We start from the raw sequence: 12149 nt of genomic DNA on the forward strand, positions 1-12149 counted from the left end.
TCTCTATGCCGGACAATATGTTTCGGTTTCCAATCCCAATTGTTTTCTTTTGCTTGCTTTTACACGATTTCCCCTCGTCTTTTGCAGAAAGTTTCCTACCTTTGAAGCGACTGTTTTAAAGACTAAATAGTGTCTCTAAGTAAACGACAATCTCTGCGTATCGCTTCGCGGGAAAAAAGAGGGCGCTTGTTCAAAAAATGCTCATGTACACATAGTACACTCCGCTTTTTTGACCTTCGCGCGCCTTGATCTTGACGTTTTCTTAGGACACTATGAGTTTTCTTACAAACACTAAATAAAAAAAACGATAAAATGATTATTGGAGTACCTAAAGAGATAAAAACTCTCGAAAATCGTGTTTCTCTACAACCTGGCGGAGTTCTTCAATTGAAAAATAAAGGGCACGAAGTCCTTATTGAAAAAGGAGCAGGACTTGGAAGTGGTTTTACCGATGACATGTATGAAAAAAACGGCGCTACCATCGTCGATGATGTTGAAGAGGTTTGGAAACGAGCCGAAATGATTATGAAAGTGAAAGAGCCGATTAAGGAGGAGTATCCCCGCATGCGTGAGGGACAGATCATCTTCACCTATTTTCATTTCGCGGCGAGCCGTGAACTGACCGAGGCGGTTCAAAAATCGAAGTGCATTGCCATTGCCTACGAAACCGTTGAAAAATCTGACGGATCACTTCCACTACTGGTTCCTATGAGTGAGGTTGCCGGACGTATGGCGGCTCAGGAAGGAGCCAAGTACCTGGAAAAAACATTTGGTGGACGCGGTGTACTGATGGGTGGAATTCCCGGTGTGAAGCCTGCCAATGTAATTGTTCTCGGTGGCGGTATTGTTGGTGTAAATGCAGCAAGAATAGCTGCAGGAATGGGAGCCAATACAACCATCCTGGATATCAACATCAACAGATTACGATATCTGGACGAAGTTCTTCCCAAAAATATTGATACTCAGTTCTCCTCAGAGGGGGCTATTCGAAATCTGCTTCCAACAACCGATCTTATTATTGGTGCAGTGCTCATACCCGGTGCAAAAGCTCCTAGCCTGATCAGCAGAGATATGCTCAAGCTTATGCGGCCCGGCACCGTGATGGTAGATGTTGCTATTGACCAGGGCGGATGCTTTGAAACATCGAAGGCAACTACTCATGATGATCCGATCTATGAAGTTGATGATGTGGTACATTACTGTGTAGCCAATATGCCCGGAGCGGTACCGTACACATCCACTATGGGACTGACCAATGTTACGCTTCCGTATGCTGTTCAGATTGCAAATAAGGGGTGGAAAAAAGCCCTGAATGATGATTCCGAACTGAAGATGGGGCTCAATATTGCAGACGGTAAAATTGTCTACGAATATGTTGCAGACGCTTTTGATATGGAATACACTCCAGTTGAAGAAGTGATGTAATAAATCGCACATTCTTAAGCTTTTAATTAAAAACCCGGTTCATATAATTTGACCCGGGTTTTTTTGTTTGCCTAATATAATGTGAGTTCGAGATAAGAATTTGGAAAAAGTGTCTCCCTTCCTTCTTTGTTTTATAGTGTTACCCATGTTCTTGAACAACTGTTACCTATGTATCAAAACAAAACAGGAAAGGAGGGGACTTCTCATATGGACAAATTCAATGACTTTATATCGAATTGACATTAACATAAAAAAGCCCTGTCAGATAATATCCAACAGGGCTTCAATAGATTAGTATATGAACGAAAGCCTATCTTTCTTCAACAGGAGTCCATTCAAGATTCTTTTCACCGATGTAGAGTGCTCTTGGTCGAACCAGTCGGTTATTTTCTGACTGTTCGATATAGTGAGCAGACCAGCCTGAAACACGACTCATAGTGAAAATACATGTAAAAAGATCGGGTTGAATACCGATAGAGTAATAAACCGAAGCTGAGAAGAAATCCACATTTGGATCAATGTTTTTCTCTTCTTTCATGGTTTTCAACATGTCTTCAGACCATTCGTAGAGTTTCTCGTGTCCGGTCTCTTCAGAAAGTTTTTTCGACATTTTTCTGAGGTGAACGGCACGTGGATCAAAGGTCTTGTAAACTCTGTGACCAAAGCCCATCATCTTCTCCTTGTTCGCAAGTTTCTTCTTGGTGAAAGCAACGGCATCCGCTTTTTCGCCATCTTTTTCAAGTTCAAGGAGTGTATTCATCACAGCGGTATTCGCACCACCGTGCAGCGGACCTTTCAGTGCGCCGATCGCACCGGTAACAGCTGAGAACATATCTGATTCGGTAGCACAGATGGTTCTGGCCGTAAACGTTGAGGCGTTCATTCCGTGCTCTGCATGAAGAACAAGACAGAGATCCATAGTCTGTTCAGCTGCCTCGCCCGGCTCTTTACCGTTGAGCATGTATAGAAAGTTGAATGCTGTACTTCCTTCCTTAAGGGGAGAAACAATCTCTTCACCTCTCCGGGCTCTGTCGAAAGCCGCAATGATGGTTGGGATCTGTGCAGTCATGGCGATGGCATGATTCCGATTGTCTTTAGACTTGTCACCTGTTTTTTCGGTTTCGAAATCTGCAAGCATGGAAACAGCTGTTCTTAAAACAGCCATGGGTTCTGCATCCTTATTGGTAGAAGTAATATAGTCGAGAACCGGTTTGGGCAGCTCGCGCTGAGCAATCAGTTTTTTCTTTAGATCTTCCAGTTCAGCTTTATTGGGTAGTCTGTCGTTCCAAAGCAGAAAGCAGACCTCTTCGAAAGTTGCTTTGTCTGCAAGTACATCAATGTTATACCCTGAGTAGATGAGTTCACCCTTTTGCCCGTCAATAGAACTTTTGGTGGTAGAAAAAGCAACAATACCGTCTAAACCCCTGTTGATATGCGGATATTCGCTTGTATCAATATTATCCAAATTATGTTGCGCCATTATATGTAGTCATTTTTAATTAACATTATTATCCCTGCGGTCGTGTTATGTCACATCGTGAAAAGCTGAACGTGTCTCCTAGAATGGATAAACTTAATGAATATAAATCGTTCAGCGAGCGTCATCTTCTTTGGCACGCAGAAATTTTCTTTTTTATGCTAATAAAATACAAAAAAAGAAGCGCTTTTAGAAGAAACTTAAGAGGTAAAAGTCTGTTAAGAGTTGCTCTTATCTCTTGAATTATTCTTTGCTTCATCCCAAAGCTGATCCATCTCTTCCAATGATGCATCAACAATTGAGCGGTTATTCTCTTTCAAGCTTTTTTCGATGTGTTGAAATCTGTGGATAAATTTTCTGTTTGCCCCACGGATGGCATCCTCCGCATTTAACCCTATCAGCCGACCCACATTAACCAGGCTAAAAAGCAAGTCGCCGAACTCTTCCTGTTGCTCTTTCGCCGTTTGATTCTCTACAGCATCACGCCATTCATCAATCTCCTCATTTAGCTTATTCCAGGCGAGCTTCCATTCCGCCCAGTCAAAACCAACGTTCGCCGCTTTTTCCTGCATACGCTGAGCGCGAATCAAACCGGGCAGGTGCTTGGGAACACCGTCCAGGATGGACTCCCTGCCTTCTTTTAGTTTGATGGCTTCCCAGTTTGCCGCAACCTGATTTTCCTCTTCTGCAACAGTGTCTCCGAATACATGGGGATGCCGGCGAATCAGTTTTTCCGATATACTGTAGATAACATCTCCGATCTCAAAATGGTCTGTTTCTGAAGCCATTTTGGTTTGAAAAACGACATGAAGAAGCAGATCTCCCAGCTCTTTTCTGAGCTCTTCCATATCATTGTTGTCGATAGCTTCAACCGCTTCGTAAGCTTCTTCAATCAAATTGTCTTTGATGGAGTGGTGAGTCTGTTTGCGATCCCAGGGACACTCTTTACGTAGTATGGAAATAAGCTCGACAAGATCTTCAAATTTTCGGGAGGGCTTCATGAGTCAGATTACAGTGTGTCAGTTTTCAGTTTTTCAGTGTGATGGAAGATAGAAAGATTGGCTTGATAAATGTAATGCGGTTTGGGTTTTACATGGTATGTGAAAAGGCAAAAGTGAAAGGTGAAACGGCTGATTGTGCCTGAAGCCAGGTATTTCTAACCACTACGAACACGAAGGTTTTCACAATGGGCACTAAGTACTCACTGAGAAAAAAAGTACGTCTTTGTGAGGACTTCAACCATAGTCTCCAGAGTTCCAAAAAGCATATCAATTCATTGCACGAACCTTAGAAAGGCCCCGAGCCCGGTGTTTTCGAAAGGCTACCAGTGACAGAATAGGAAAAGCTTCAAATTGTGCATCAAACACCCCTCCCGGCTAAAGCCGTACTCCCCTCAAGGGGAGATTCATTCTGTTACCTTCGAAATAGTGTTGCACCGGATTTGGCAAAATTAGGTACTCGAATTGACGGTGGGTGATTTTGTGTGAAATAACTCTCCTCGTCCCGGTGCTCCGCTCCGGCGACGACAGCCCTGCAGCTCCGCTGCATTTTACAGACAATAAGATGCAGGTTTCTGGCCACAAGCTTCAGGTTGTAGATGCCTGAAGCCTGTTAACTCGTCAGGACGAACCGTCGAAATGCACGCCGGAATTCGGCAGACGAGGGTTGAATCCTGAGACATGCTGCCTGAGACTTGAACTACGTCTGTTTTTTCTTCTTCTCGGCAGCGGGGAAAAGGATATTGTTCAGAATCAACCGGTAACCGGGGCTGTTGGTGTGCAGGTTTAGGTCTGTCGGAGGATCGCCAACACGGTGTGTGTAGTCTTCCGGGTCGTGTCCGCCATAAAACGTAAAAGTACCGGTACCATAGTTTCCATGTATGTACTTCACCTGATCGCGTCCGGGCGACTCAGCAAGAATGACGGAACTGCTCTTAATTTTATCTTTCTGAAACGCGGTTGCCTGTCCGTAAAAACCGCGAATACTGTTTACGTGATTTTGAGTCAGCATTGTGGGGACAGGATCCCACTTCGCGGAGAAATCAAAGAGCGTAAAATAGTCGAGGCTTTCACTGATTCTGTTCAAATCCACCTCAATATCTATCGAGGAGTGCTCGTATTCGTAAGGATCGGTAATGGCGCTGAAATTCTCGAAAGTGAAGGTTCGATCGAAGTCAAGCCGGTTGTTTACATCCGGTGTGATAGGATCACCGTCTATTTCTGTCGGGATAATGTCCAATCCTTCTGAAGCGAGGGCGATGTCGAAGGTGTCGGTGGCCGAACACATGGCAAACATAAACCCGCCATTGCCTACAAATTCTCGTATGCCGTGAACAATATCGAGTTTGAGATGGCTCACCTTTTCATAGCCTAGCTCTTCGGCTAGAGTCCGCTTCTCCTGAACCTGGTTGATATACCACGGTGCATTTCGATACATGCTCCAGAATTTTCCAAACTGACCTGTGAAATCTTCATGATGCAGGTGCAGCCAGTCGTATTCACTCAGTTCGCCGGAGAGTACTTCTCGGTCATAGACCGTATCATATGGAATTTCAGCATAGTCGAGCACAAGTGTAACAGCATCGTCCCAAGGAAGGGAACCGGGGGGAGTATAAACGGCAATATTCGGAGCAGCTTCAAGATTTACAGCGGCCATATTCACTCCGGGGTTTTCCACCTCGCTGATGATTTGCGATGCCTGAGATTCAGATATAATTTCAATTTTTACATTTCTGATCCGGCTCTTTCTTACAATATCATGACTTTCTGTAGTTAGAAAACTTCCGCCTTTGTAGTTGAGCAGCCATTGACCGGTTTCCCCTTCACCCAAATGATTGAAAATAACTCCATATGCTTTCAGATGGTTTGTTTGTGTTCCATCCATAGGGATAAGAACACGATTTTGTGCGGTGGTTTCCATGAAACTGAAACCAATTAACAGACATGCCAGCAGTGGAATACTTAAATACTTCATTACAAATACTCGGTTTGAAACTGTTGCAATTTTTCGCGTGCGAATGATGCATAAAATCCGTTGGGGAATGATAGAATGATCTCTTCAAAAAACTCTTCGGCATCCGCCCGGGTGAATTCTGTTTTAACATCAGAATCGAAATACGTCTCTTCCGCTGCACGGTCAGCGCCTATAACAATTCTGCCCTGAACAATCTGTTCAACAAGAAGAGCGCGGTCCCACATCAGGCGCTCGAGAAGGGGAGATCCGGAGTTGGAATCGATCTGTTTGTTAATCAGATGAAGCTTAAGTGTACTGTATTCTACAGGCAGAGCAGTGGAAAGTTCTACCGTTAAATCATCAGTAAGAACGGCTCTTGAATTCTGTAAAAGAGGAGAGAGCTGATCCAGAGCCTGTTCATAATTTCCCGTATGCAGAGCGTAAACTCCATCGCCAAGAGTATTTAGAACAGAACCGGTTGAATCGGCCCTCATTCCGTTTTGAATCCACATGCGCAGCTGTACGGCATCATTGGCGTAAAAGGAATCGTTTCGCCTCTCTAAAGATCGAAGCTGTATTTCAGCAAATTCAGAGTCACCGGCAAAAAAATCGGACAGGGCAGAGAAGTAGCGTACTTTCTCGGAAAGATTGGATTCATCGGTTGCACGATCTGCTCTTGCCAGATGTTGCCGCGCTGAACTAAAATTTTCATCAAAAATGGCAATCCGGCCTTCCGTGTAAAGAGCGTATGGATCATCGGAACCGGATATATCCTGCAACGTCTGAAACCACCGGCCTGCATTGTCGCGATTTTTAAAAACATCTAAAGAGAGTTCAACCAGCCTGGAAAGAACCCGGTCGGCCTGCTCATACTCAGCGTTTTGTTCAATCAGTTCTTCAGCGTTACTGTAGGATTTTTGATAAAGCGTTCGGATGGAATCGGGTGGAGCTAAATTGTTCTGTTCTGCATAATTGGCCCACTGCAGGTATGTATTGCTGAGTTCGTCATATGAGCGATAACGGGTGCTTAAATTTGTGCTCTCTTTATAGAATTTATAGGCGTTTTCAGCATACTGAAATTGTTTTGCTGAAAGAAAACGGTTACCCATAGAGAAGAGAGAGTAGACTGTATGCGATGTCTGCTCTTCATAATAGCGCGCAAAATTGTAGGCTCGTTCATACTGTTCGGTTTCCAGCAACAGCCAGGAAAGTAGCTGATAAAGTGAAGAGTACGCCTCATGCGTTGTTGACAGATCAAGCATTAAATCTTCAAGTTCAAAGGAAGCGATATCGTAGAGTTGCTGATCCCTCATCTGAAAAAATCGTTGCTGAACTATGGCCATTTGTCGAGGAGATTCCAGAATTAACTGAAAATACTCATTCACTGATTCATCAAATCGTCCGGCCTGCATGTAGGTATTGGCAAGCTCATTCAGGAAAAGATTCTGATTGTTGAGCAGATCACGCGCTTCCCTGTAAGTACGAATCGCCTCATCGTATTCCCGGCGATTGTTCATAGATGATGCGATGATATAGTGGGCCTGTATATTTCCATTTGAGCTATCAAGTGCATTCTGCCAAACCTCCAGTGCTTCATCCTTTTGACCCTTTAAATGCAATATCTCTCCAAGTATTCCCCTGGCCTGCAGGGTCACGTAACCGCGATCAATTTGTTTTCGGACAATATCCTCGGCCCGATCCAGCTCACTGGTTTGGATCAACGCTTCAACTAACCGGTCAAAAAAGACGAAAGATGATGGATTTTGATCGTGAAGATCACTCAGTATTGGAATGGCCTGTTCATAGTTCTGTTGCTGCATCAACCGGTTTGCAGTTTGAAAATCCCTGCTTTGAGAAAAGGACAGATCAGCCAGTACCAGAAAAATGAACAGTATGAGTGGGATTCCTTTTTTAAACATCAGGAGTGATTAAACAGTTGGCTGAAAATTTTTGGAAAATGGTGTTTCACCTGTTGGTAGAAAGCGTGCAGTGGAAAACCGACAACGTTATTATAGTCACCGTGAATTTGCTTAACAAACACGGCGCCAAAATCATCCTGGATTCCATAGGAGCCGGCTTTATCCATCGGACTCCCCGTTGCTACATATTTCCGTATTTCTGATTCTTCTAACGCTCCGAACGTAACTTTCGTCTCTTCAGAGAATGTACGGCTGTTTAACGTTTTCCCCTTTTCGTTTGTCAATGCAAGATACACACCGCTGTAAACTTCATGGGTTCGTGTGCTGAGATTTTGAAGCATCGCTTCGGCATCATTTTCGTCAGTTGGTTTGCCCAGATACTTGCCGTTTATTGTTACAATAGTGTCTGCCGCTATAATAAAGGAGTCGGGATGATCGGAAAGTACAGACTCACCTTTTTGCTGAGCCAGGGATTCAACCAACCGGACAGGAGAGAGGTTCTCATCCATTATCTCTTCAATGTGGGAAGGAGATACGGTAAATGATAGATTGATCTGTTTAAGTAGCTGAGCGCGTCTGGGACTGGCAGATGCCAATATGATTTTCATTTTTTATAAATCTCTGTGAAAGAACATTTTTCAGGTTTCCGATATTTGAATAACTTAAACATCGATTGAGCTTATTGAAAGTATTCCTTTTTTGATATCCGATATTTTCAAATTCGCATAGAATATAGAAAAAGTGTTTACTTACATTAAGTTCCGGATCATTCGAAAAAACGATCACTAAATAAATTGTCAGTATGTCTGCAAGGCAGCGAAATAAGAAAGATACCAAACCGATGCTATTCACACCCTTAAACTATAAGTTGATCGGGTTGGGAGTACTGCTGATCGTTGTCGGTTTTACAGCAATGAGACTTGAAAACGAGGTGTATGGTATCATTTCTCTTTACTTTTCTCCCGTTGTAATACTGTCCGGTTACATTGTTGTGATTTATGCGATTCTCAAGCGTGACCACAAGCTCGAAGAGTCATCAACTAAATCAACCTCGTAACTGTTTTGGACAGGCTCATAAACTATCTTTTCTGGATCATCGCCATTTTTCTTTTCGTGTTGGAAGGAAAATTGAACGAACATTTGTTGATCCTCATCGGATTGGGCTTGTCGTTAATTATTGCTTACCTGGCTTTTTTCCTGAATTGGATCACACTCGATGCTACAAAGGCAGTCATTATTTTAGGCACCATAACATTCGGTTTTGGCGGGATTTGGCCCGCGCTGGCTTTAATATTCTTTTTTCTAAGCAGCAGCCTGATTACACGGAATAAGCGACTGGATGGAAATGTTAATAGATCCGTTCCTCTCCGATCGGATGACCCGTATCACAATAGCAGGAGGGACGGTTATCAGGTTTGGGGCAATGGATTTTGGGTGGCAGTTTTTTGTCTGGCCTGGTTTCAGTTCGAAATGGATTTTCTCTTGCTTGCCGTGTATGGAACAATAGCGGCCGCTACTGCAGACACCTGGGCAACGGAAATGGGCACCAGAAAAAAAGGGGGAACACGCCTTATAACAACATTCAAAAAAGTTGAGCCGGGAACAGACGGAGGTATCAGCTTTGCAGGAACACTGGCTTCTGCCGTAGGAAGTATGGCGGTTGCATCATTGCTGTTGATCATGCCCGATCCCTACGATCTTAATGTTGCTGTTGTAGTTGCAGTTGCCGGTTTTGTGGGATCTGTCGCCGATTCTTATATGGGCGCAATTTTTCAAACCAAAAATGTTCAACTCTTTAAATCGGAAAGAATCGTTGGGCGGGATGCCATGCTGAAAAACTGTTTGGTAAATTGGCTTGCCACCGGAATTGGTGGTTTAATTACACTAATAACGTTTAAAATAATGACTCTATGAAGTGGTACAAAAAACTGCATTGGCAAATTATCATTGGGATGATTCTGGGACTTATCTGGGGTCTGTTCTCAAGTGTAGTCGGGTTAAACGAGTTTACCAGTAACTACATCCGACCCTTCGGTGATATATTTATCACACTTCTCAAATTGATTGCAGTTCCGCTTGTACTCGCTTCACTTGTGGTGGGTGTTTCCAATCTCAATGACATGTCGCAGCTTTCCAGAATGGGTGGAAAAACAATCGGTATTTATTTGGTGACAACCACGCTTGCCATTACAATCGGCCTTGGTGTTGTAAACATTATGCAGCCGGGAAAAGCGCTCCCCGAAGAAACACGAACAACTTTGATGGAGAGTTATGGGGGATCCGTGGAAGGGCGTGATGAAGCTGCCCGGGAGCTTTTGGATCGTAGCCCTTTGGATTTCTTTGTTGATATTGTTCCGGAAAACTTTTTTGAAGCCGCCTCCGATAACTCAAATATGCTGCAGGTGGTTTTCATTGCCATTTTGATAGGTATCGGTATTGTGAATATTCCAGTTCAAAAAGGGCAGGTGCTTATTAACGTTTTCGAGTCGCTGAATGATGTGATCATCAAGATCGTGGATCTGATAATGAAGACGGCACCTTATGGGGTTTTCGCACTCATGGCCGTTGTGATTGTTGATCTGGCCGGTGACGATTTAAGTCAGGCTCTAACGTTGCTGAGCGCACTTGGATGGTATACACTGGCAGTGGTCATCGGACTGTTTCTGCACGTGATGATTGTTTACTCAAGTCTCTTTAAAATATTCAGTAAAATGAGGCTGAGAGATTTTTTCAAGGCGATACAGCCGGCCGTTCTTCTGGGCTTCAGTACCAGTTCGAGTGCTGCTACGCTTCCGGTTACCATGGAGCGGGTTGAAAAAAATCTCGGTGTTGATGAAGAGGTCTCCAGTTTTGTACTGCCGGTAGGTGCAACAATCAACATGGACGGAACCAGTCTTTACCAGGCAGTGGCAGCCGTATTTATTGCACAGGCTTTAGGTATGGATTTGTCCATAGCACAGCAGCTCACCATTGTACTGACGGCAACACTGGCATCGATCGGTGCAGCGGGAGTTCCCGGAGCCGGAATTATAATGCTGGTCATTGTACTTCAAACCATTCAGGTTCCTATAGAGGGTATTGCTCTTATTCTTGGGGTTGATCGTATTCTGGATATGGTTCGAACGGCTGTTAATGTGACGGGTGATGCGGCGGTCGCGGTTGCCGTAGCACACACAGAGGGGAAATTGGGAGCCCTGCATTTTGATGATGAAGAGATTAACCCCTGATAATTGAAGTGCTCAGACCGATGGAAGTTTTTACAATTGACAGGCAATAATTATTCCTTGGAAAGCATTTTAGGGACTGAATCTTACTTTGATCGGTTTAGTTCTTCAGATAGGAGCCAAAAACAGATGGTTCGCTTTTATCCCGGAACAATATGTTAGGAATTGGAATCAATATATATGGTTATTAACTGAATGATCCCCATGGTATTATTTGTAACGATTTTTGCATCACTTTCTCTGATTACTTCTCAGCCGGACACTTCTGCGTCCTACGATGAGAAGCTTCAGGAGGGTATCGAGGCTTTCTACAATACGGAGTGGGAAAAAGCAGAGAGTCTGTTCCGGGAGCTAATGGAAGAGGATGCGACAGACCCTCAGCCTCATTTCTTCTCGTCCATGATGCCATTTTGGGAGTATTTCTTTATTGAACAGAACGAGGAGCTGGCAGAAGAATTTCTAAGCCGATCGGAAAAGGCTGTAAATCTAAGTGAGCAAAAATTGGACAGCTCGCCAAATGATACAACCATGGTGCTTCTTCTGAGCGGCCTGCACGGCTACAGAAGCCTGGTCGCTGCGGGGGAGAGTAACTACCGGGTTGCAATCAGAAGCGGCATGACCGGATTCAGCTATACCCGCAAACTTCTTTCATTGGATACAGACCGGCCGGACGCAAGAATTGGAAGAGGAATGTTCTACTACATGCTGGGAAGTGTTCCTTCCGAATTGAAATGGGCCACGAACTTGGCCGGACTGAAAGGGGATATGGAGCAGGGATTTGAGGAGCTTAAAAAAGCTGCAGAGAGTGATAGCTATGTGAGCAATGATGCTACTATGCTCCTGATGTACCTGTACAATAAAGAAGAGCGATATGAAGAAGCACTGAGCTATGCAGAAAAGCTGACAGAGCGTTTACCTAAAAATGTGATTTTTAAATTTAAAAAAGCTGAAATTTTAGAGAACTCCGGCAATAAAGATCAAGCGAGAGAGTTATTTGCAGAGATCGCAGAGAGTAATCACCCGCGATTTTCTACTTTAATCGAAAAAAGCAAAGAAAAGGTAGAGCGACTCACAGATTTAACACAAAATTATTAGAATAGGGTGCAATATTTTCTGTTTTAATTCCTATTTTTGTTAAATACTATAGTAGAG

10 protein-coding genes are annotated in these 12149 nt (G+C 43.8%); 5 read left to right on the forward strand and 5 right to left on the reverse strand.

Annotated elements, in window-relative coordinates:
* Nucleotides 1-312: 312 nt before the first annotated feature.
* Entirely contained in the window at nucleotides 313-1425 is a 1113-nt protein-coding gene (gene ald, locus U5K35_RS05995; protein ID WP_322570573.1) for an alanine dehydrogenase, read from the forward strand.
* A gap of 310 nt (nucleotides 1426-1735) precedes the next feature.
* On the opposite strand, the gene U5K35_RS06000 is transcribed toward ald, so the two are convergent.
* From U5K35_RS06000 to U5K35_RS06020, 5 genes are all read right to left on the reverse strand, one after another.
* On the reverse strand, nucleotides 1736-2905 hold the full coding sequence (locus U5K35_RS06000; RefSeq protein WP_322570574.1) for a citrate/2-methylcitrate synthase: 1170 nt from the start codon (nucleotides 2903-2905) through the stop codon (nucleotides 1736-1738).
* A 215-nt stretch (nucleotides 2906-3120) separates the two neighbouring features.
* Complete coding sequence (gene mazG, locus U5K35_RS06005) at nucleotides 3121-3903, reverse strand: nucleoside triphosphate pyrophosphohydrolase (protein ID WP_322570575.1); 783 nt, start codon at nucleotides 3901-3903, stop codon at nucleotides 3121-3123.
* A gap of 697 nt (nucleotides 3904-4600) precedes the next feature.
* Nucleotides 4601-5875: an asparagine synthetase B gene (locus U5K35_RS06010; RefSeq protein WP_322570576.1), complete on the reverse strand. Its 1275-nt coding sequence runs from the start codon at nucleotides 5873-5875 to the stop codon at nucleotides 4601-4603.
* Nucleotides 5875-7773, reverse strand: a complete 1899-nt coding sequence (locus U5K35_RS06015; RefSeq protein WP_322570577.1) for a tetratricopeptide repeat protein — start codon at nucleotides 7771-7773, stop codon at nucleotides 5875-5877. The genes U5K35_RS06010 and U5K35_RS06015 overlap by 1 nt, the downstream gene beginning before the upstream one ends.
* Entirely contained in the window at nucleotides 7773-8381 is a 609-nt protein-coding gene (locus U5K35_RS06020; RefSeq protein WP_322570578.1) for a Maf family protein, read from the reverse strand. The genes U5K35_RS06015 and U5K35_RS06020 overlap by 1 nt, the downstream gene beginning before the upstream one ends.
* A 194-nt stretch (nucleotides 8382-8575) precedes the next feature.
* On the opposite strand from U5K35_RS06020, the gene U5K35_RS06025 reads away from it, so the two are divergent.
* The 4 genes from U5K35_RS06025 to U5K35_RS06040 all read left to right on the forward strand — a co-directional run bounded on the left by U5K35_RS06025 (nucleotide 8576) and on the right by U5K35_RS06040 (nucleotide 12092).
* Nucleotides 8576-8830 carry a DUF3098 domain-containing protein gene (locus U5K35_RS06025; RefSeq protein WP_322570579.1) on the forward strand — a complete coding sequence of 85 codons (255 nt, stop codon included), beginning with the start codon at nucleotides 8576-8578 and terminating at the stop codon, nucleotides 8828-8830.
* Nucleotides 8831-8835: 5 nt separating this feature from the next.
* On the forward strand, nucleotides 8836-9687 hold the full coding sequence (locus U5K35_RS06030) for a DUF92 domain-containing protein (protein WP_322570580.1): 852 nt from the start codon (nucleotides 8836-8838) through the stop codon (nucleotides 9685-9687).
* Nucleotides 9684-11000: a dicarboxylate/amino acid:cation symporter gene (locus tag U5K35_RS06035; protein WP_322570581.1), complete on the forward strand. Its 1317-nt coding sequence runs from the start codon at nucleotides 9684-9686 to the stop codon at nucleotides 10998-11000. Before U5K35_RS06030 ends, U5K35_RS06035 begins: the two co-directional genes overlap by 4 nt.
* 201 nt (nucleotides 11001-11201) lie before the next feature.
* The gene (locus tag U5K35_RS06040; RefSeq protein ID WP_322570582.1) at nucleotides 11202-12092 is read left to right on the forward strand and encodes a tetratricopeptide repeat protein; all 891 of its coding nucleotides are present in this window, start codon (nucleotides 11202-11204) and stop codon (nucleotides 12090-12092) included.
* Nucleotides 12093-12149 lie beyond the last annotated feature (57 nt).

This window comes from Rhodohalobacter sp. (genome assembly GCF_034521535.1).
In the GTDB taxonomy this organism is placed as follows: Bacteria; Bacteroidota; Rhodothermia; order Balneolales; family Balneolaceae; genus Rhodohalobacter.